The following is a 21361-nucleotide window of genomic DNA, read 5'->3' as shown; positions in this document are numbered from 1 at the left end:
TATAACACCGGTTGTGTTCGGAAGTTTGAATGACGTACACAGCCTAGGGAGGCCTTATGTCCCGAACCGCCAATAAACCCCGCACCCTGGTCTACTCTTGCTCCGGCTGCTCCGACGTGGCCCAGTTGGCCAACGACGTGGCCCTGGCACTCGACCATACCGGGGTGGCGGAGATGTCCTGCATCGCCGGCGTGGGCGGTGGGGTGCCCGGACTGGTAAAGACCGCCCGTTCCGGTCGCCCCATCATCGCCATCGATGGCTGCCAGATGCACTGTGTGACCCACTGCCTGGCCAATGCCGGGGTCAGCGCCACCGAGCACGTCAAGCTCTACGAGCAAGGCTTTCGCAAGCGGCGCGGCCAGACATACAGCGAGGAAGAAGTCACAGCGGTGGCTGAGCGGGTCGGCAGCCTGATTGCCCGGCTGCCGGTGGATGCGGTAGCCCATATCGAAACAAGCGCCGAGAAAAAAACCGAGGAATCCCCATGAACGCTCTGGTCGACGGCTTCGGCCGCACCGTCCGCTACGTTCGCCTGTCGGTCACCGACCGCTGCGACTTTCGCTGCGTCTACTGCATGGCCGAGGAGATGACCTTCCTTCCGCGCGCCCAGGTGCTGACCCTGGAGGAGATGGCTACCCTGTCCAGGGCCTTCGTCGAACTCGGCGTGGAGAAGATCCGCCTGACTGGCGGCGAACCGCTGGTGCGTCGTGGCATAGAGGGACTGGTGGCCGAGATCGGTGCCCTCGACGGACTGCGGGACTTCGCCATGACCACCAACGGTGCCGGCCTGGTCAAGTACGCTCCGGCGCTGCGCGCTGGCGGCCTTAAGCGTCTCAATATCAGCCTCGACACCCTGGATTCCGGCCGCTTCCGCGAGCTGACCCGCACCGGCAGCCTGGACAAGGTCATCGATGGCATTCGTGCCGCCCGCGATGTCGGTTTCGAACGCATCAAGCTCAATGCCGTGATCCTCAAGGGGCGCAACGACGACGAAGTGCTCGATCTGGTCGCGTTTGCCCGTGCCGAAGGCGTGGACATCAGCTTCATCGAGGAGATGCCTCTTGGCCAGAGCATCGGCCACGACCGTGCCGAGACCTTCTGCTCAAGCGACGAGGTGCGCGCACGTATTGAGTCGCGCCATGCGTTGGTGCCCACCACCGAGAACACCCTGGGGCCTTCGCGCTACTTCCGCATGGCCGACAGCGACTCGCGCATCGGCTTCATCTCGCCCCACAGCCATAACTTCTGTGATGCCTGCAACCGCGTGCGAGTCACCGCCGAAGGCCGACTGCTGTTGTGTCTGGGCAACGAGCACTCCGTCGATCTGCGCGCGGTAATGCGCCGTCACCCCGGCGACCTCGAACGCCTCAAGGCCGCCATCGTCGCGGCCATGCAGAAGAAACCCGAGCGCCACCATTTCACCACCGACGGTGACGTGCAGGTGGTTCGCTTCATGAACATGACCGGGGGCTGAGCGTCTCCGCCATTGAGCCCTCGGCCTGGGCAGGCTAGCTTGGTGGGCAAACCACGCCCACCAGGAGACTCCCATGGCTGACCCGCACGACGAGCACGATCCCCACCTGTGGCTCGAGGAAGTCGAGGGCGAGCGCGCCTTGGCCTGGGTGGAGGCACGCAACACCGAGAGCCAGGCAAGGCTTGCCGATTCGCCCGGCTTCGCTGAGCTGCGCGCCGACCTCCAGGCGATCCTCGAGGCCGACGACCGCATCCCCTTCGTGGTCAAACGCGGCGAGCACTTCTACAACTTCTGGCAGGACCGCGATCACCCCCGCGGGCTGTGGCGTCGCACCACTCCCGAGGAGTACCGCAAGGCGCGGCCCGAGTGGGAGGTGCTGATCGACCTCGACGCGCTCAACGCCGAGGAGGGCGAGAACTGGGTGTGGCACGGTGCCCACTGTCTGCGCCCTGCTTCGCCCGGCGAACCCTGGCGGCATTGCCTGGTGTCGCTCTCCCGCGGCGGCGCCGACGCCGATGTCACCCGCGAGTTCGACCTGGTGGAGAAGCGCTGGGTCCAGAATGGCTTTTATCGCCCCGAGGCCAAGGGCAGCCTGGGCTGGATCGACCGCGATACGGTCTATGCCCAGACCGACTTCGGCGAAGGCTCGATTACCCGCTCCGGCTACCCGCGCATCGTCAAGCAGTGGCGTCGCGGCACGCCGCTGGCCGAGGCCGAGACGGTCTTCGAGGCCGAGCTCGACGACATGGCGGTGGGGGCCGCCCACGATTCCACGCCGGGCTTCGAGCGCGACTTCGTCAGCCGCGCCCGGGCCTTCTACGACAGCGAGCTCTTCCTGCGCGAGGCCGACGGCACCCTGCGCCGTATCGAGGTGCCCAACTCGGCCCACAAGCAGGTGCACCGGGAGTGGCTGCTGGTGGAGCTCCGCGAGCCCTGGGCGCTCGGCGACATCACCCATCCCGCCGGTGCCCTGCTGATCACGAACTTCGATGCCTTCATGGCAGGCGCGCGCGACTTCCGCGTGCTGTTCACCCCCACCGAGCGCACCTCGCTGTCCGACGCCACCTGGACCCGCCATCACCTGATCCTCAACGTGCTCGACGACGTCAAGCACCGGCTCTACGTCATGACACCGGAAGCGGGGCAGTGGCAGCCCGAGCCGCTGACGGGCGCGCCGGCGCTGGGTAGCGTCAGCGTGAGCGCGGTGGACGACGAGGAGAGCGACGATGTCTTTCTCATCGTCAGCGACTACCTGACCCCGACCACGCTGCTGCACGGCCGGGTCGGCGAGGAGCTCGAGACGCTCAAGCAGGCCCCGGCGCTGTTCGATGCCGAGGGCCTCGAGGTGACCCAGCACTTCGCCACCAGCCAGGACGGCACGCCGGTGCCCTATTTCCAGGTGGCGCGGCGTGATCTCGAGCCGAGTGGCGATCATCCGACCCTGCTCTACGGCTACGGCGGTTTCGAGGTGCCGCTGCTGCCCGGCTACAGCCCCGGCGTGGGGCGCGCCTGGCTCAGCCGGGGCGGCGTCTATGTGGTGGCCAACATCCGCGGCGGCGGCGAGTACGGCCCGCGCTGGCACCAGGCGGCGCTGCGCGAGAAGCGCCACAAGGCCTTCGAGGACTTCGCTGCCGTGGCAGAAGATCTGATCGAGCGCGGCGTCACCTCGCCGCAGCGGCTGGGCATCCAGGGCGGCTCCAATGGCGGCCTGCTGGTGGGTAACATGCTGACGCGCTACCCGCAGCTGCTGGGCGCCGTGGTGTGCCAGGTGCCGCTGCTCGACATGCGCCGCTATCACCTGTTGCTGGCCGGTGCCTCGTGGATGGCGGAGTACGGCGCCCCCGACGGCGACGACTGGGACGCCTTCCTGCGCGATGTCTCGCCCTACCACAACCTCGACTCGGGCGCCGATTACCCGCCGCTGCTGCTGCTGACCAGCACCCGCGACGACCGCGTCCACCCGGGCCATGCACGCAAGATGATGGCGCGCATGCACGAGCAGGGGCACCAAGTGCTCTATTACGAGAATATCGAGGGCGGCCACGGCGGTGCGGCGGACAACCGTCAGCGCGCCCACATGCAAGCGCTGGCGTTCAGCTTTCTTGGGCAGCAATTGATGGGCGGGGGGTGTAACTAGGAGATGGCTTCCGACGCATGAACATGCCTAGCCTGGAAGCGCTGCAGCTCGCGGGTCTGCGGCACCTGCCCGGTGAAGATCTCGACGTAGGCGGGGATGCGCTGCATGCGCACCTCGAGCGCTTCCTGGGTCTTCATCGAGATATAGCCGATCTGGGTCAGGTAGATGGTGCGGCCGCGCACGTTGGCGGCCAGCGGCGCGTAGCCGAAGCGCTCGAACATATGTGTCAGCGCGTTGATGCGCGCCTCGTCCGCGGCATCGACTGCCCTCGCCACCTGGTCCGACTGCAGCGCCCAGCTGCGCATCGCGAACTCCAGCTGGGAGTCGAAGAGGGCGTGGTCCAGCCAGCAGTCGAAGACGTTGAGGATCGCTTCGGTGATGCTCTCGGCGTAGGCCTCGGTCTGCTGCACCAGGCCCTGGGTGTTCTTCTCCCGCCAGCGCTCGATCAGGGCGTCCAGCAGCGCATCGCGATCCTTGAAGAACCAGTAGAAGCTGGTTCGCGAGACGTCGAGCCGCTTCGCCAGCGGCAGGATGCGTACGCTATCCACGCCGGAATCGAGCAGCAGTTCGAAGGCGGCGTCGAGCCAGGCATCGCGGGAGCCTTTCCATTTGGTGTCGCGGTCGGTGCCACTCGGCATCAGCTGATGTCTCCGTTCACTAGGCCTTGTACGAAAAGTCTTCGAGCGCAGGCACTTTTCGTCAAGCGCCTCTAGATATCCTTCACCAGCCGCAAAGCATCGTAGATTGCTGCATGGGTGTTGCGTGACTCGACGGCATCGCCGATGCGAAACAGTTGGAAGCTGCCGTCCGGGTTACGCACAACCGCCTGGGGCTGGCCGGCGATCAAATTGTCGTAGTTCACTTCGCCGCCGTTGCTGGAATGCGGCTTGAGCTCGAAGTAGATGTCGGCCATCGGCGTGATGCCATAGTTGACCACCACCTGGTCGACGCGCCGCGCCTGGTCCAGGTCCAGCTGATCCTGCACCGCATAGTCGCTGGTGATCCTGGCCAGCAGCTCGCCGCCTTCCCGCTGCACGGACTTCAGTCGGTAGGTGGGGGTGAAGGTGACGTTGGGGCGTTGCAGTGCGCGCATGTAGGGCACCAGGTTCATGGCCATGATTTCCGCCGAGAAGGTGCGGTCCGGCGTCATGATCTCGAGTTCGGCCCCGCTGGCGGCGATGATCTCCGCCGCCTGCATGGCGGCATGATCGCCGGCATCGTCGAACAGCAATACCCGGCTTCCCGGCGCCACGTGCCCGGAAAGGATATCCCAGGTGTTGATCACCAGCTCGCGGCCGACCTCAGGCTGGTCCTCCATGGGATAGCCGCCGGTGGCCACGATCGCCACGTCCGGCTTCTCGGCGAGCACGTCCTCCACCTCGGCCCAGACGTTGTAGCGGATCTCGACACCGAGCGCCTCGCAGCGGGCCAGGCGCCAGTCGATGATGCCCATCATCTCGCGGCGACGCTCGCTCTGCGCCGTGAGACGCACCTGTCCGCCGGCATCGCTGGCGGCTTCCAGCACCACCACTGAATGGCCCCGTTCGCCGGCGACCCGGGCGGCCTCCAGCCCCGCGGGGCCGGCGCCGACGATCACCACCCGGCGCTGCTGCGCGGCCTTGGGGATGGTGTGGGGCATGGTGGTCTCGCGCCCGGTGGCGGCGTTGTGAATGCAGTAGGCGGCGCCGCCCTGGTAGATGCGGTCGAGGCAGTAGTTGGCGCCGACGCAGGGGCGGATCTCTTCCTCGCGGCCTTCCATGATCTTGCGCACGATGTGCGGGTCGGCCATGTGGGCGCGGGTCATGCCGATCATGTCAACCTTGCCCGAGGCGATGGCATGGCGGGCGGTGGCGACGTCCTGGATCTTGGCGCCATGAAAGGTAGGGAAGTCTACCTGGCGTTTGATTTCCCCGGCGAAGTCGAGGTGCGGGGCGCTCGGCATGCCCTGGATGGGGATCACGTCGGTGAGCCCGGCGTCGGTGTCGATATGCCCGCGCACCACGTTGAGGAAGTCGACCAGGCCGCTCTCCTTCAGGCGCCGCGAGATCGCCATCCCGTCGCTTGCCGTGAGCCCACCCGGCAGCATCTCGTCGCCGGTATAGCGCACCCCGACGATGAACGCTTCGCCGACCCGCTGACGAATGGCACGCAGCACGTCGAAGGTGAAGCGCAGCCGGTTGTCGAGGTCGCCCCCGTAAGGCCCCTCGAGGGTATTGGTCAGCGGCGACCAGAACTGATCCATCAGGTGGCCGTAGGCTTGCAGCTCGATGCCGTCGAGGCCGGCGGCGTACATGCGCTCGGCGGCATCGGCGTAGTCGCGGATCAGACGCTCGATGTCCCACTCCTCCACCTGCTTGGGAAAGGCGCGGTGGGAGGCTTCACGGCGATGCGAGGCCGATACCGCCGGCAGCCAGTCGCCCTTGTCCCAGCGGGTGCGCCGGCCCAGGTGGGTCAACTGGATCATTACCGCGGTGCCGTGTTCGTGGCAGGCATCGGTAAGCTCACGCATCCAGGGCACAACTTCGTCCTTGTAGGCCAGGATGTTGTTGAACACCGGGGGGCTGTCCTTGGCTACCGCTGCTGATCCTGCAGTCATGGTCAGGCCCAGCCCGGCCCGGGCTCGCTCGACATGATATTCACGATAAAGCGCCTTGGGCATCCCATCCTCGGGATAGGCAGGCTCGTGGGACGTCATCATCAGCCGATTCTTAAGCGTGAGGTGCTTGAGCTGGAAGGGCTGCAGCAGCGGATCGTTGGCCATGCCCCGGCCTCCATCTTCTTGTTGTCTATTCAACAACAATAGATACCAATGTACATTGGTGTCAATTTAATGTTCATGAGTGTTTATCTTGGGGATGCAACTGCTTATGCGGTGAGTTTCGACGCGGTTTCCCTTACTTTTGCGGTATGCCGATGCGTCGTCCGGCCGCCGACGGCCAGGCGTCGGCTTCGGCCTGCGGCAGGGCGGCGATCGCTTCGGCTACCTCGGGCGGAAAGGGTGCGGGGCGGCGGCTCCGGGTATCGATGCCCATCAGCATCTGCTCGCTGGTGGCCAGCAGCTCGCCCTGGTCATCGCGCATGGAGAAGAACGCATGCAGCCGCTTGGCATCGTGGTCGAGACGCAGGGCTTCTACGCTCAAGGCTTGATTTTGAAGGACCTCTCGGTGGTAGCAGAGATGCGTCTCCAGGGTGTAGAGGGTGTACGCCAGTCGCTCACGTCCCTCGGCATCGAGGCCGAGCTGCTCCATTAGCGTATCCACTGCCAGAGAGAAGGCCCTGGCATATTCGGCATCGTTCATATGGCCGTTGTAGTCGACCCATTCGGGGGGTACGCGAACCTCCAGTAGTTTCATTGTTTTTCCTCCGGCATTTCCCTGTTCGGTATCGACGATGGTCGGTTTTTTCTGTGCCCATCGAGGCATTCCACCCAGGTAAAGGGCGCTTTGGAAAAAAAGCAACTATTGATAGTCGAAATAACGCTGAAAGCCTCTCGCCGTGCGAGACTGGCATTATTGGCTAAGGTATGGGAGAACACTACCAGGGCTTTCGCCCATCAAACGCTCGATTGAGGAATAACAAGATGCTGCTCAAGAAGACCTTACTGGCTAGCGCCGTGATCGGTGCAATGCTGGCGACTGCCGCCCATGCAGAGACCCTGCGTTGGACCCGCTCCGCGGACAGTCTGACCATGGATCCCCACTCCCAGAACGAGGGGCCGACCCACTCGGTCAATCATCAGATTTTCGACACCCTGCTCTATCAGGACATGGACGTGGAGTACCAGCCTGGCCTGGCCACCGAATGGCACGTCAAGGAAGATGAGCCCACCGTCTGGGTGTTCAAGATCCGTGAAGGCGTGACTTTCCACGAGGGGCAGTCGCTGACCGCCGATGACGTGGTGTTCTCGCTCAACCGCGCCCGCCATGAGCACGCCGACATGCGTGGCCTGCTGACCTCCATTTCCGAGGTCCGTGCAACCGACGATTTCACCGTCGAGGTGGTTACCCACGAGCCGAATCCGCTGCTACCCAACAACCTGACCAACCTGTTCATCATGAGCCGTGAATGGGCCGAGGAGCACGGCGTCGAGGAACCGCAGAACTATGCGGCAGGGGAAGAGACCCATGCCGTGCGCAACGCCAACGGCACCGGACCCTTCCGTGTCGAGAGCCGTGAACCCGATGTGCGTACCGTATTCGTGCGCAACGACGACTACTGGGGCATCGACCACTACCCGCTGGAAATTTCCCGCCTGGTATTCACGCCCATCGAGTCGGCCTCAACCCGTGTGGCGGCGCTGCTCTCCGGCGAAGTCGACTTCCTGCAGGAGACGCCGGTTCAGGACATCGAACGCCTGGGCAGTGCCGACGGTCTCAAGAACGAGCAGGGCGCGGAAAACCGCACGATCTTCCTCGGCATGCAGATGGGGGCGGCAACCCTGGAAACCGCCGATACCGACGACAACCCCTTTGCCGACCGTCGTGTGCGCGAGGCCATCAACCTGGCGGTGGACGCCACCACCATCCAGACGGCGGTGATGCGCGGTAACTCCGAGCCCGCCGGCATGATCGCCCCGCCCTTCGTCAACGGCTACACCGAAGAGATGGACGAAGTGCTGCCCGCCGACCTCGACCGTGCCAACGAGCTGATGGCGGAAGCAGGCTATGGTGACGGCTTCCGCGTCACCTTGCAGTGCCCCAACGACCGCTACGTCAATGACGAGCAGATCTGCCAGGCCGTGGTCAGCATGCTGGCGCGCATCGGGATTACCGTGGACCTGGCGGCCCAGACCCGCTCGCTGCACTTCGCGGAGCTGGCCCGTGGCGAGTATGACTTCTACATGCTGGGCTGGGGTGTGCCCACCATGGATTCGGAATACGTCTTCAACTATCTCTACCACACCAAGCAGGACGACCTCGGCACCTGGAACTTCACCGGTTACTCCGATGAGCGTGTCGATGAGCTGACCGTGGCCATGGGCCAGGAGACCGACGAGGAAGCGCGCAACGAGATGATCGCGGAAGCGTGGCAGATCGTGCATGACGAGATCGTCTATATCCCGATCCACCACCAGATGCTGACCTGGTCGATGCGTGACGATATCGACTTCCAGGTGCAGAGCGAGAATACGCCGCACTTCAAGTACCTGCGTTTCAACAACTAAGTCAACGATGCAAACCAGCCCCCCGGCCGCCACAAGCGCCCGGGGGGCTAACTAATGTGGTAATCCCATGCTTGCATTTCTAATACAGCGTGTACTGCAGGCCATCTTCGTGATGTTTGTGGTCGCGCTCATCTCGTTCTCGTTGTTCCACTACGTGGGCGACCCGGTGCTCAACATGCTGGGGCAGGAGGCCACCGAGGCCGATCGTGCCGCGTTGCGGGCACGCCTGGGTCTCGATCAGCCGGTAGTGGTGCAGTTCTATCATTTCATCGTCAATGCCGCCCAGTTCGAGTTCGGCATTTCCTACCGCTCGGCGCGACCGGTCACCGATCTGATCATTGAGCGCCTGCCGGCGACCCTGGAGCTGGCCATCATCTCGGCGATCTTCGCCGTGGTCATGGGCATCGGCCTGGGTATCTACACGGCCCTGCGCCGTCGCAGCTGGCTGTCGCGCTTCATCATGACCGCCTCGCTGATCGGCGTATCGCTGCCCACCTTCCTCATCGGGGTGCTGCTGATCTATCTGTTCGCCGTGGAGCTGGGCTGGCTGCCTGCCTTCGGCCGTGGGCAAACGGTGCGTATCGGCGACTGGTGGACCACCGGGTTATTGACTTCGAGCGGGCTGCGTTCGCTGATCCTGCCGGCGATCACCCTGGGGCTGTTCCAGCTGACCCTGATCATGCGTCTGGTGCGTGCCGAAATGCTCGAGGTGCTCAGCACCGACTACATCAAGTTCGCCCGGGCCCGGGGGCTGTCGGATCGGGTGGTCAACCTGCGCCACGCGCTGAAGAACACGCTGATCCCGGTGATTACCATCATCGGCCTGCAGCTCGGCACCATTATCGCCTTCGCCATCATCACCGAGACGGTGTTCCAGTGGCCCGGTGTCGGTGCGCTGTTCATCACCGCCGTGCGCTTCGTCGACGTGCCGGTCATGGCCGCCTACCTGATGATGATCGCGCTGGTGTTCGTGGTCATCAACCTGGTGGTGGACCTGCTCTACTACGCCGTCGATCCGCGCCTGCGCGCGCAGGGAGGTGGCAAATGAGCCAGGAACTTCAACGCGCCGAGGCGACCCCGGTCGCGCCCAAGCCGCCGGGCAAGCTGCGCACTTTCCTCGACAGCGACATCGTCCATTCCTGGAAGAACCAGCCGGTTGTCATTGTGGCTACCCTGGTGACGCTGATCATGTTCGCTGCGGCCCTGTTTGCGCCCTGGATCGCGCCGCAGAACCCCTTCGATCCGCGCCAGCTGGAGCTGATCGATGCCTTCACGCCGCCGCTGACGACGTCGGACTTCACCGGCAACTTCTACCTGCTGGGCAGCGACAGCCAGGGGCGGGACGTCTTCTCGGCGATACTCTACGGCTCGCGCATTTCATTGCTGGTGGGCTTCGCGGCGGTGATCTTCGCCCTGGCGCTGGGTACCGCCCTGGGGCTGATGGCGGGTTTCCGCGGCGGCTGGCGCGATGCCCTGATCATGCGCATCGCCGATGTGCAGCTGACTTTCCCGTCGATCCTCATGGCATTGCTGATCTTCGGCGTGATCCGCGGTTTCCTGCCGCGTTCGATGCACGCCGAGGTGGCGATCATCGTGCTGATCATCGCCATCGGGCTCTCCGACTGGGTGCAGTACGCCAGGGCGGTGCGCGGGGCGACCATGGTGGAGAAGAACAAGGAATACGTTCAGGCGGCCCGGGTGATCGGCCTGCCGGCGCGCAAGCTGCTGTTCCAGCACATCCTGCCCAACGTGATGCGACCGGTGCTGGTCATCGGCACCATCGGCCTGGCGCTGGCGATCATCGCCGAGGCCACGCTGTCCTTCCTGGGGGTCGGCATGCCGGCCACCCAGCCGAGCCTGGGGACCCTGATCCGGGTTGGCCAGGATTACATGTTCTCGGGAGAGTGGTGGATCCTGCTCTTCCCCGGGGTGGCGCTGCTGATGCTGGCGCTCTCCGTCAACCTGCTGGGAGATTGGTTGCGTGACATCCTCAACCCCAAGCTCCGATAAGAAAGGCGCCGTTACCCATGCCGGCCCAGGTGAACAGAGCGGCCAGTCGCCGAGCCACAAGTTCGACGATGCGACGCTTCAGCAAGAACCGGTACTCAGCGTGCGCCATATGCGGGTGGAGTTTCCCACCCGCCACGGCACCCTGGTGGCGTTGGACGACGTCTCCTTCGATATCGCCCCCGGCGAGGTGCTGGGCGTGGTGGGTGAATCCGGTGCCGGCAAGTCGATGACCGGCAACGCCGTGATCCAGCTGCTGGAACCCCCGGGCCGTATCGCCGAGGGCGAGGTCTACCTCTCCGGCAAGCGTATCGACAACCTGGCGGAGGAGGACTTCGTGCCGTTGCGCGGCCGCCATATCGGCATGATCTTCCAGGACCCGCTGACCAGCCTCAATCCGCTGTTCTCCATTGGCGACCAGTTGATCGAGACCATCCGCACCCACCTGCCGATGAACGAGAAGCAGGCCCGCGAGGAGGCCTTGAAGCTGCTGCGGGAGGTGGGAATCCCGGCGGCGGAAGAGCGGCTGAACAGCTACCCGCACCAGTTCTCCGGTGGCATGCGTCAGCGGGTGGTGATCGCCCTGGCGCTGGCGGCGCGGCCCGAGTTCATCATTGCCGACGAACCCACCACGGCGCTGGACGTTTCGGTGCAGGCGCAGATACTCGCCCTGCTCAAGCGGCTCTGCGCCGACCACGGCACCGCAGTGATGCTGGTCACCCATGATATGGGGGTCATCGCCGAGACCGCCGATCGCGTGGCGGTGATGTATGCCGGCCGGCTGATCGAGATCGGCCCCGTGGAGGAGGTGATCCGCAGCCCCCAGCACCCCTACACCAGGGGCTTGATGGCCTCGATCCCGGGTATCGAGAAGAGCCTCCATCGGCTCTATCAGATCGAGGGTTCCATGCCACGGCTGGCGGCCATTCCCCCCGGCTGCGCCTTCAACCCGCGCTGTCCCCACGCCCAGGAGCGCTGCCGCAGCGAACGGCCCGACCTGATGCCGGCAGGCGCCGGCCGGGCCGCCTGCTGGCTGCACGACCCCGTCGATCCGCTTCCCCGTCTCGACGAGAACGATACACAGGAGCATGCCCATGTGCGCTGACACGGCGATCAAGCAGCCGCCGTCACCGGCGAGCGGCGACGTTCTTCTGGAGGCTCGGGACCTGGCGCGCCACTTCGACGTTTCCAAGCCCTGGCTCAACCGGGTGCTGGAGCGCAGCGAGAAGCTGTCGCTCAAGGCGGTGGATGGCGTGAGCTTCTCCATCCGGCGCGGCGAGACCGTGGCCCTGGTCGGTGAGTCCGGCTGCGGCAAGTCAACGGTGGCCCGGCTGGTGGTGGGGCTGTACGGCCTGACCCGGGGCAGCCTCGTCTTCGACGGCGAGGACATCAGCGACCTGGCGAACCGTACCGGCCGCCAGGCGGCCAGCCTGCGCAAGCGTTTCCAGATGATCTTCCAGGACCCCTACGCCAGCCTCAACCCGCTCTGGCGCGTTGGCACTATCATCGGCGAGCCGCTGCGCTTCTTTCGCCCCGAGATGAGCAGTGCCGACCGCCGCCGCCGCGTGGGCGAGCTGCTCGAACAGGTGGGCATGTCCCCCATGGATGCGCTGCGTTACCCCCACGAGTTCTCCGGCGGCCAGCGCCAGCGCATCTCCATCGCCCGGGCGCTCTCCAACGAGCCGGAGTTCATGATCTGCGACGAACCCACCTCGGCACTGGATGTCTCGGTGCAGGCGCAGATCCTCAACCTGATGCGCGACCTGCAGGACGAGTACGGCCTGACCTACCTGTTCATCAGCCACGACATGGCGGTGGTCAAGCACATGTCGGACCGTATCGCGGTGATGTACCTGGGACGCATCGCCGAGATCGCTCCCTCCGACCAGCTCTTCGCCAACCCGCATCACCCCTACTCGAAGATGCTGCTGGCTGCGGTGCCGTCGCTGGAAGGAGGCGGCAAGGAGCGCACCACGATCCAGGGCGAGGTGCCCAACCCGGTGCATCCGCCCTCGGGCTGTGCCTTCCATCCGCGCTGCCCCCATGCCAATGCGCGCTGCAAGGCCGAGGTGCCGCTGCTGATCGCCCGCGACGACGGCAGCGAAGTGGCCTGCCACGGCGTCGAGGAGGGGCGTATCGAGTGAGACGCCGCGACTGATGCTGGAGCTGCTCTCGCCGCTGTCGGGCGGGCTCAACCTGGGGCTGGTGGCGCTGTCGGCACTGACCTCGGCGCTCTCCGCCGCAGCCGGCATCGGTGGCGGTACGCTGTTGATCATCGTCATGGCCCAGGTGATGCCGGCCACGGCGCTGATTCCGGTACACGGCATGGTTCAGCTCGGCTCCAACGGTGGCAGGGCGGTGATGACCCGGCGTCATATCCGGATGCCCGTGATCGCCGCCTTCCTGCCCGGCGTGGTCGTGGGTGCGCTGGTAGCGGCCTGGCTCCTGGTTCGCCTGCCACCAGGCGTGCTGGAACTCTGTATCGCCGCCTTCGTGCTCTACTCCTGCTGGGGGCCGGGCCTGCCCCAGCGGGCGGTGGGGCGCACGGGTACCGTGATCGCCGGTGCGGTGACGACGCTGCTCTCCAGCCTGGTGGGGGCCAGCGGCCCACTGGTGGCCTCCTTCATCAAGCAGGGCATCGCCGAGCGGCTGCCGCGGGTGGCCACCTTCGCCACCTGCATGACGCTGCAGCACCTCACCAAGGCCTTCGTTTTCGGCTTCGCCGGCTTCGTCTTCCGCGACTGGCTCTGGCTGATCCTGGCCATGGTGGCGGCCGGTGTGGTGGGCACCTGGGCGGGGCTGCGGCTACTGCATCGCGTCACCGATCATCGCTTCGATGTCCTCTTCAAGTGGACCCTGACCCTGCTCGCCCTGCGGCTGATCTGGCTGGGGGGCGAACGCCTGCTGGGGACTTGAACGCGTCAGCGCAATGCAGTGCCCGCAAGGAAGGTGTTGGCAACAAAAGCCCCGGCTGGGCCGGGGCAAGTGGTTGAGGTAAGCAGCACTAGTCGTTGCTGTCAGAACTCGTAGGTGGCGGAGAGCCAGAAGCTGCGGCCGTCCAGGGCGACGCCATCGGTGGCGCGGCCGGTCTGGGTAAAGCGATAGGCCTGGTAGGTATCGCCCTGCCACTCGTAGCTGTCGGCCGCGCCGAAGTCCTTGTCGAGCAGGTTGTAGATCGTGCCGGTCAGGCGGACCTGATCGGTGAACCGATAGGTGGTGCGCAGGTGAAACAGCTCGTAGCCATCCAGCGTGTTGCCCACCTGCTCGTACATCGCCAGGTTCTGTCCGCTCTCCGGTATGCCGTCGGTGAAGCGCTCCCGTGAGGAGTAGTACTCGCCTTCGAGGGTGGCGTTGAGCCTGTTGGTCACGTCCCAGCCCAGGCTGGCGGTGAGCTTGTGCCTGGGCGTGTTGGTGAGCAGCAGGCCCTCCTCCTCGCCGGAGGTGATCTCGGTATCGGTGTAGGTATAGCCGCCGCGCACTTCCCAGGCGGGAGCGATGCGATAGCGCGCCTCCAGCTCGATGCCCCGGGTTTCCGCTTCGTCGATGTTGATCAACTGAGAAAAGCCGGTCTGCTGGGAGAAGTTGCCCACGCTGATACAGCCGGGGACGTTGCCGTCCGGATGCAGGCAGTTGGCAATTTCCGCCCCATCGGCGATGCGATCGGTAAAGCGGTTGTAGAAGGCGGTGCCGCTGACCCTCAAGCCATCCAGGTTGTCGTAGATGGCGCCGAGTTCGTAGTTGGTGCTCTTCTCGGGTTCGAGCTCGGGCGAGCCGATGGTGATCGTCTCCCCTTGGTTGGTGAAGCCGGTGATGCCGTCATGCAGCTGGTTGAGCGTCGGCGTCTTGTAGCCGCGGCTCACGCCACCCTTGAGCGTCCAGCGGTCGTTGGTGTTCCACACCAGGTAGCCGCGGGGGCTGAAGTGGCCGCCGAAGGCGTCGTGGTGCTCATAGCGGCCGCCCAGGGTCAGCGCCAGGTCATCGCGCAGCCACCACTCGTCCTCGGCGAACAGCGCCCAGCTCTGCTGTTCGAAGGCCTGATTGCCGGCTGCGCCATCCTCCAGCCGCGCATCGATGTACTGGCCGCCCAGGGTCACCATGTGGGCATCGATCGGCAGGGTGAGCTTGGTATCGACGACGATATCGCGGTTCTCCAGTAGCCGCGGCTCGCCTCCCTGGGCTTCGTAGCCGTAGGCCGGTGCACTGCCGGCCGGCAGGGTGCGCCCCAGGGTTTCGGTGGTGTTGTGGGTAACGCTGCTCTCCAGTGTCCCTGCCTCGAAGCGCCCGGTATGGCCGATGGCCACCTGGTCGCGATTGAAGCGCAACTCATCCTCATAGCCCCAGAACTGACCCGGCTCGGGAGCACAGGTCGCCCGGTTGGTGCCGTCCAGTGTGCCCAGGCGGCAATCGTCGTTGGCGTAGGTCTGGCGGGCGCGCTCCGCATCCAGCCAGACCGAGTTGCTGTCGTCGGCACGCAGCGTCAAGCGACCGCCAAGCGAGTAGATGCGCGCCTCGGAGGGGCGCGGATCGCGTCCGGCGCTTTCGGGAATCATGCGTTCGGAGGCGTCACGATCGAACAGCCGGCCACGCAGCTGCAGGCCGAGGCGGTCATCGACCAGCGGGCCGGAGGTATAGAGATTGATGCCCTGTGAATTGCCCGCGTCCCGGTGCTGCTGGAAGGTCGTATCCACGGAGACACTGCCTGTCCAGGTATCGCTGACGGGGCGGGTGATGATGTTGATCACGCCGCCCATGGCGTCGGAGCCATACAGGGTCGACATGGGGCCGCGGATCACCTCGATGCGTTCGATGGCCGACAGCGGTGGCATGAAGCTGGTCGAGGTCTCGCCGAAGCCGTTGGGCGTCACGCTGCCCGAGGTGTTCTGGCGGCGGCCGTCGATGAGTATCAATGTGTAGTCGCTCGGCATTCCGCGAATGCCGACGTTCAACCCGCCGGTCTTGCCGGTTCCCGAGCGCACGTCCACGCCGGGCACATCCTTGATCGCTTCGGCGATGTTCGCATAGCGCTGGCGCTCCAGCGCTTCCCGGGTGACGACGGAAATGCTGGCAGGAGCGTCGTTGAGCGCCTGCTCGAAGCCGGCGGCGGTGACGACGATGCTGTCGAGGGGGGCAGTGTCCTGCGCCTGGGCGAAAAATGGGAAAGGCGTACTGGCGATCGCGATAGCCAGTGCGGTGCGGCGGATGGAGGGCATGGGGTCACCTGCTTGATACGGAATTTAATGAGATTGATTATCAAACGCAGGTAATTCTATTGCGGAATGTTTCCTTTGCTCAGGGAGAGAAGCCACAACGATTCGTTGCGGTATCCGCAACGCCCAACTGGCAGGATTCGGCCGGTGAGGCGCCGCGAACTTGGCTGGGTCCGGCAGGGCGCCACTCGGATGGCACGGACTGGTGCAGGCAATCGAGCAGTGCGGTGACGCGGCGTGGTCGAGGGCCGAAGGCGTAAAGCAGCGTCACGGGAACAGGCGTGGCGCTCCACTCCGGCAGGCAGTGGACCAGCGATCCGGGGTGAGCGCGCTCACGCATGGTCGCCAGCCAGTGAGGCATCATGCCGAGGCCATGGCCTCGGGCGATCGCATCGCCTTGCAGCGTGTGCTGGTCGACACGAAAGCGCGAATCCGGTGGCTGGAAGTGAAACTCCCCCCGGGCCGGGTGGGTGAGCGTGAGCCCCTGTTCGGTTTCGCCGAGCAGGTCGATCCAGGCGTGTCGGGGCAGCTCACTGGGGTGTCGTGGCTCGCCGCAGCGAGCGAAATAGTCGGGGTGGCCGTACAGGCCGCGGCCGAGCCAGCCGAGGGTTTCCTGGCGCAGTTCGCAGCCGGGGACCTCTCCCAGCCATACGGTCACTGCCTGGGTATCTGCGGACAGGGGGGGCGTGGTAGAGGTCTGCAGCGTGAGACGTATTCCGGGATGGCAATCCATGAACGCTGCCAGCGACTTGGACAGCCAGCTGCGCGCCAGGGCGTTGTGCGTGGCCACACGCAACTCACCGCTGACTTCCTCGCTCAGCTCGTCCAGCGCCTGTCGGCCCTGTTCGGCGAGTTCGAGAATCTGGCGGCAGTAGGCATGAAAGAGCTGTCCCGCCTCGGTGGGCAGGAGCCGATTCGATTGGCGACGCAGCAGTGGCTGCCCCAACTGGCGCTCGAGCTGGGAGATACGTCGGCTCAGCGTCGACTTGGCCAGGTCAAGGGTACGAGCGCTGCGGGTCAGGCTGCCGGAGCGCATGACATGATCGAAGGCGAGCAGCTCGTCGAGAGCGTACATGGCAATCCCCGCGTAGGTGCGCGTGAAAAGTAGGTGAGAGTTGCAGCACGAGCAGCAGTGTATCCGGCGGCATGCCTAATGAAAACGATTCTTGTTAACATTATTCCTCCTTGTGGGGCGTTGCATCTTCGGCAACGTATCGTTGCATGGCGGTGTGGTTGGGCAGTTTGTGATAATGATTCTTATTAAATATCAATCTGTCACGAGGAGGCTCGAATGGGAACTGGGCGATTCTGCGACAAGGCGATGGCTGGCACCCTGCTGACCGCGGCCCTGCTCGCGCTGATGCCGCTGTCGGCCTGGGCCGAGCGCAGCGTGGAAACCGCCTATGGCGCGGTGACGGTGCCGGAAGCCCCGCAGCGTGTGGTCACCCTCCATGAGGGAGCCCTGGACGTGGCGGTGGCGACCGGGGTAAAGCCGCTGGGTGCCGTCACCACCCGTGGTGGTGACAACGTGGCGCGCTACCTGGCGCCGCACTTCGACGATATCGCCATCGTCGGGGTAGTGCGCGAGATCAACCTCGAGGCCGTGCTCGCCCTCGAGCCGGACCTGATCCTGGCCCCGCCACAGCTGGCAGAGGCGCAGTATCGGCTGCTTTCGCGCATGGCGCCTACCGTCGTACCCCGGAACGAAGGGCTTGATCCCGAAGCCTGGCGCAGCGAGACGCGCCTGTTTGCCCAGGCCCTGGGACGCGAGGCGGAAGGCGAAGCGGCGCTGGATGACGTCGACGCCCGCGCGGCAGAACTTGCCGAGCGCATAGCGACCGACGAGCGGCCCAGCGCCGTGCTGGTGCGCTGGATGCCGCAAGGACCCATGGTCATGTCCGAAGCGCTATTCACCGCCGGGCTGCTGCGCGCCGCCGGTGTGGCGATTCACGATGCCGGCCTGGTGCGTGAGGGCGTGCCGCACAGTGACCCGCTCAGCTTCGAGAACCTTTCCCGCGTCGATGCCGACTGGCTGTTCCTGGCAACCCTCAATGAAGAGGGGCGCGAGGCGCTGGAGGCCGCCAAGGCGTCGCCGGCCTTTGCGCGGCTCGATGTGGTCGCCCGCGACCGGGTCGTGCCGGTTGACGGCCAGCTTTGGACGAGCGCCACCGGCCCGCTGGCGGCCCAGGCCATCCTCGACCAGCTAGACGCCGCGCTGTCACCCTGATGTTGGCAATGCAGCACTCGGGCCTGCTCCCGGACCGCCGGCTCTATAGAGCGATGGCGAGTCTGTCGGTCTTGTTGGCGCTGGTCTGCCTGGCGAGCCTGCTGCTGGGGGCCGGCGATGTCGGTCCGGCTAGGGCGAGGGCCGTACTCATGGGACAGGGCGACCCGGAAGCCAGGTTCGTGCTGGAATCGCTGCGCCTGCCGCGCACCCTGGTTGGCCTGGTGGTCGGCATGGCGCTTGGCGTGGCTGGCGCCCTGCTGCAGGCGGTGACCCGCAACCCCCTGGCCGAACCGGGGCTGCTCGGTGTCAGCGCTGGCGCCGCCTTTGCCGTGGCGCTGGCGCTGGTGCTTGGCGCCACGGCAACGACGATGCGGATCGGTGTGGCGCAGCTCGGCGCCATGGCGGGCTGTCTCTGCGTACTCGGTGTGGCTCGGGTAAGCGGTGCCGGCAACGACCCGGTCCGGCTGGTGCTGGCCGGTGCCGCCCTCACGGGACTGCTGCTTTCGCTCACCTCGCTGCTGCTGCTGTTCGACCAGCGCGCCGCCGACGAGATCCGTTTCTGGATCGTGGGCAGCCTGGCGGGGCGTCGGCTCGAGCATCTTGTCGCCCTCATGCCCAGCCTGCTGGTGGCGGTTGCGCTGATTCTTGCCGTGGCGCGCCCGCTGGCCGCGCTGTCGCTGGGCGAGCGGGTCGCCAGTGGCCTGGGGCATCGCCCCGGCTTGATTCGGCTGCTGGTCATCGTGGTCGTGGCACTGCTGGTGGGCGCCGCCACCGCCACGGCCGGCCCCATCGCCTTCGTGGGTTTGGTGGTGCCGTTTGCGGCCCGCGCCCTGGCCGGCCCCGATATCCGCCGTACGCTATGGCTGTGCCTGCCGCTGGGGCCGCTGATGGTGATCACGGCAGATATTATCTCGCGTTTGCTGGTCGCGCCCTCGGAGCTGCCGCTGGGCGTTCTCACTGCACTGTGCGGCGCGCCGGTGCTGGTCGCCGTGGTGCGGGCGCGCCGTATGCCGACCCTCTAGGACGAAGCCATGAGAGAAGGAAGAGCCACCATGGGCTGTGATATGCCAGTCGAGAGCGAGTTCCGGCAGCGGTCCGCTGACACGCAGTGCGACGACGCCACTACCGTAACCGCGGCTGAGGGGCATTGGCGCCTGGCGTGGCTGTCCCCGGGCGATGCCGTGCCCTGCAGCCTGTTGATCGACCGGCGCGCCTTCACGGCCTGCCTGCTTCTGCTGGCAGCGCTGGTAGCGGCGTCACTTGCCTATCTCGCCATGGGTAGCAGCGGCCTGGCGCCTCGGGCGGTGCTGCCGGCCCTCGTCGGGCGCGGCGAGATGATGGCCGTGTTCCTGGTGCAGGAGCTGCGCCTGCCGCGGCTTGCCGCCGCCTGCCTGACCGGAGCCGCCTTTGGTGTGGCGGGCTGCTTGATGCAGACCCTGGCACGCAACCGCCTGGCCACGCCGGGTATCATCGGTATCGACAACGGCGCCACCGCCTTTGCCGTGGCTTCCGTGGTCGGCCTTGGTGTTTCCCTGGCGCCCCCCGCCATGGCCCTGGCGGGGGCGGCTACCGCCGCGGCAATCACCTTCGGCCTGGCGGCAGGCGGCGGTACCCGCGGCTATCGCTTCATCATCGCCGGCATAGGCGTCGGCGCCGTGTTTGGCGCTATCACCCAACTGCTGCTGGCCAAGGTCGCCATCGACACCGCCAATGCCGCCTACCCCTGGACCGTCGGCTCGCTCAATGCCCGGCCGGCCGTTGCCGTCACACTGCTCGCCATGGGGCTGACGTTCGGCCTTGCCGCCGCGCTAGGGCTGACCCGCTCGCTTTCGCTGCTGCGCTTTTCCGATGCCGTGGCCATCACGCTCGGCATCCATGTCGCGCGGCGGCGCTGGCAGGTGCTGGTGGTCTCGGTACTGCTCACCGGCCTGGCGGTCGCGGTGGCCGGCCCGGTGGGGCTGGTCGGCCTGATCGGCCCCGAGATCGCCCGCTCGCTCTCCTCGCCGCGGGGCGTGCCGGTGGTTGCCTCGGCGCTGGCCGGGGCGCTGGTGATGGTGCTGGCCGACCTGGCAGGCAGAGTGCTGCTCGCTCCCATCGAGATCCCGGTGGGCATCGTCACCGCTGTGGTGGGAGGCCCATGGCTGCTGTGGATACTGCTGAGACCGGCCTCGAGGAACCTGGCATGACCCGACACGAACTCGCCACCCGCAACCTGCGGCTGTGTTACGGCCGCGCGACGATCATCGACGACCTGGCGCTGGCGCTACCGGCGGGGCAGGTCACCGCCATCGTCGGGCCCAACGGCTGCGGCAAGTCCACCCTGTTGGCCGGCCTGGCCAGGCTGCATGCCCCCAGCCAGGGGGCGATACTGCTCGATGGCAAGGACATCCAGCAGCTCCCGGTACGCGAACTGGCGCGCCGCCTGGCCCTGCTGCCACAGGAGGCGGTCGCCCCGGAGGGGCCCACCGTCGCCGAACTGGTGCGCTTCGGTCGCCAGCCTCACCAGGGCTGGCTGCGGCAATGGTCGGCCGAGGATCAGGAGGTGGTGCGCGAGGCCCTTGTGGCGGCGGACGTGATGGAACTATCAGAACGTACCCTGGACACGCTCTCCGGCGGCCAGCGCCAGCGCGCCTGGATCGCCATGACCATCGCCCAGCAAACGCCACTGTTGCTGCTCGACGAACCGACCTCGGCGCTAGACCTGGGCCACCAGATCGAAGTCTTCGAACTGGTGCGAAGGCTCGCCGCCGGCGGGCGTACCGTGGTGATGGTACTCCACGACCTGGCCAGCGCCTGCCGCTACGCCGACCACCTGCTGGCGCTGCACAACGGCCAACTGGTGGCCTCAGGTCCACCGAGCGAGGTCGTCACTACCGGCCTGGTACGCCGGCTCTACGATATCGACTGCACGCTGATTCCCGATCCCGCCACCGGCAGCCTGCTGCTGGCCAATGTAACGCGGGCGGGGCGGTGTGGGGCGAAGGGGTAGCTTCATGGGGTATTGCTTGTCACTAAAGACACTTAGGTTTACTGAGCCGGAGTAAGAACGGTTATATCAACTCTAGTGCTATGAGAGTGGCGCCTAAAACCATAAGGAGCATGCCGAAAGAAAATAAAAAATATCTCCCCCTTTTCTCGGCTCTCT

General features: G+C 65.8%; 18 protein-coding genes. 13 read left to right on the top strand and 5 right to left on the bottom strand.

Annotation, left to right across the window (positions count from 1 at the left end):
- The first annotated feature begins 56 nt into the window (after positions 1-56).
- From KZO25_RS11170 to KZO25_RS11160, 3 genes are all read left to right on the top strand, one after another.
- Positions 57-488 carry a putative zinc-binding protein gene (locus KZO25_RS11170; RefSeq protein ID WP_066447705.1) on the top strand — a complete coding sequence of 144 codons (432 nt, stop codon included), beginning with the start codon at positions 57-59 and terminating at the stop codon, positions 486-488.
- Positions 485-1474: a GTP 3',8-cyclase MoaA gene (gene moaA, locus KZO25_RS11165; RefSeq protein ID WP_223137026.1), complete on the top strand. Its 990-nt coding sequence runs from the start codon at positions 485-487 to the stop codon at positions 1472-1474. Before KZO25_RS11170 ends, moaA begins: the two co-directional genes overlap by 4 nt.
- Before the next feature lie 73 nt (positions 1475-1547).
- Positions 1548-3611 (top strand): prolyl oligopeptidase family serine peptidase, encoded by a 2064-nt coding sequence (locus KZO25_RS11160; RefSeq protein ID WP_223137025.1) that lies wholly within the window; start codon positions 1548-1550, stop codon positions 3609-3611.
- Here the strand turns inward: KZO25_RS11160 and KZO25_RS11155 are convergent.
- The 3 genes from KZO25_RS11155 to KZO25_RS11145 form a co-directional block, all read right to left on the bottom strand.
- The gene (locus KZO25_RS11155; RefSeq protein ID WP_223137024.1) at positions 3608-4249 is read right to left on the bottom strand and encodes a TetR/AcrR family transcriptional regulator; all 642 of its coding nucleotides are present in this window, start codon (positions 4247-4249) and stop codon (positions 3608-3610) included. The two genes, KZO25_RS11160 and KZO25_RS11155, sit on opposite strands and share 4 nt — an antisense overlap.
- A 71-nt stretch (positions 4250-4320) precedes the next feature.
- Positions 4321-6372 carry an NADH:flavin oxidoreductase gene (locus KZO25_RS11150; RefSeq protein ID WP_223137023.1) on the bottom strand — a complete coding sequence of 684 codons (2052 nt, stop codon included), beginning with the start codon at positions 6370-6372 and terminating at the stop codon, positions 4321-4323.
- A gap of 133 nt (positions 6373-6505) precedes the next feature.
- Positions 6506-6964, bottom strand: coding sequence for a thioesterase family protein (locus tag KZO25_RS11145; RefSeq protein ID WP_066447721.1), 459 nt, complete (start codon positions 6962-6964; stop codon positions 6506-6508).
- Positions 6965-7191: 227 nt separating this feature from the next.
- Between KZO25_RS11145 and KZO25_RS11140 the strand changes: the two genes are divergently transcribed.
- The 6 genes from KZO25_RS11140 to KZO25_RS11115 all read left to right on the top strand — a co-directional run bounded on the left by KZO25_RS11140 (position 7192) and on the right by KZO25_RS11115 (position 13698).
- Complete coding sequence (locus tag KZO25_RS11140; protein WP_066447728.1) at positions 7192-8775, top strand: ABC transporter substrate-binding protein; 1584 nt, start codon at positions 7192-7194, stop codon at positions 8773-8775.
- A gap of 67 nt (positions 8776-8842) precedes the next feature.
- On the top strand, positions 8843-9823 hold the full coding sequence (locus tag KZO25_RS11135) for an ABC transporter permease (RefSeq protein ID WP_066447734.1): 981 nt from the start codon (positions 8843-8845) through the stop codon (positions 9821-9823).
- Positions 9820-10785, top strand: coding sequence for an ABC transporter permease (locus KZO25_RS11130; protein WP_223137022.1), 966 nt, complete (start codon positions 9820-9822; stop codon positions 10783-10785). The genes KZO25_RS11135 and KZO25_RS11130 overlap by 4 nt, the downstream gene beginning before the upstream one ends.
- Complete coding sequence (locus KZO25_RS11125; protein ID WP_316935692.1) at positions 10757-11887, top strand: ABC transporter ATP-binding protein; 1131 nt, start codon at positions 10757-10759, stop codon at positions 11885-11887. The genes KZO25_RS11130 and KZO25_RS11125 overlap by 29 nt, the downstream gene beginning before the upstream one ends.
- Entirely contained in the window at positions 11877-12926 is a 1050-nt protein-coding gene (locus KZO25_RS11120) for an ABC transporter ATP-binding protein (protein ID WP_066447744.1), read from the top strand. The genes KZO25_RS11125 and KZO25_RS11120 overlap by 11 nt, the downstream gene beginning before the upstream one ends.
- 13 nt (positions 12927-12939) lie before the next feature.
- Positions 12940-13698, top strand: coding sequence for a sulfite exporter TauE/SafE family protein (locus KZO25_RS11115; protein WP_083517506.1), 759 nt, complete (start codon positions 12940-12942; stop codon positions 13696-13698).
- 101 nt (positions 13699-13799) lie between these two features.
- On the opposite strand, the gene KZO25_RS11110 is transcribed toward KZO25_RS11115, so the two are convergent.
- Both KZO25_RS11110 and KZO25_RS11105 read right to left on the bottom strand, forming a co-directional pair.
- Complete coding sequence (locus tag KZO25_RS11110) at positions 13800-15992, bottom strand: TonB-dependent receptor domain-containing protein (protein ID WP_223137021.1); 2193 nt, start codon at positions 15990-15992, stop codon at positions 13800-13802.
- Between the two features lie 79 nt (positions 15993-16071).
- Complete coding sequence (locus KZO25_RS11105; RefSeq protein WP_223137020.1) at positions 16072-17064, bottom strand: LysR family transcriptional regulator; 993 nt, start codon at positions 17062-17064, stop codon at positions 16072-16074.
- 216 nt (positions 17065-17280) lie between these two features.
- On the opposite strand from KZO25_RS11105, the gene KZO25_RS11100 reads away from it, so the two are divergent.
- The 4 genes from KZO25_RS11100 to KZO25_RS11085 are packed head-to-tail and all read left to right on the top strand — an operon-like array spanning position 17281 to position 21205.
- Positions 17281-18216, top strand: coding sequence for an ABC transporter substrate-binding protein (locus KZO25_RS11100; RefSeq protein ID WP_410505402.1), 936 nt, complete (start codon positions 17281-17283; stop codon positions 18214-18216).
- Positions 18217-18269: 53 nt separating this feature from the next.
- A complete protein-coding gene (locus tag KZO25_RS11095) occupies positions 18270-19238 on the top strand; it encodes a FecCD family ABC transporter permease (RefSeq protein ID WP_223137099.1) in 969 nt (322 codons plus the stop codon).
- A 42-nt stretch (positions 19239-19280) separates the two neighbouring features.
- Positions 19281-20402, top strand: coding sequence for a FecCD family ABC transporter permease (locus KZO25_RS11090; RefSeq protein ID WP_223137098.1), 1122 nt, complete (start codon positions 19281-19283; stop codon positions 20400-20402).
- Entirely contained in the window at positions 20399-21205 is an 807-nt protein-coding gene (locus tag KZO25_RS11085) for an ABC transporter ATP-binding protein (RefSeq protein WP_223137019.1), read from the top strand. Before KZO25_RS11090 ends, KZO25_RS11085 begins: the two co-directional genes overlap by 4 nt.
- Positions 21206-21361 lie beyond the last annotated feature (156 nt).

Origin of the sequence: Halomonas sp. ANAO-440 (assembly GCF_019915905.1) — a bacterium.
Lineage (GTDB): Bacteria > Pseudomonadota > Gammaproteobacteria > Pseudomonadales > Halomonadaceae > Halomonas > Halomonas chromatireducens.
The sequence above is the reverse complement of the archived record's forward strand: the minus strand, read 5'-3'. Positions and strand labels throughout refer to the sequence as shown.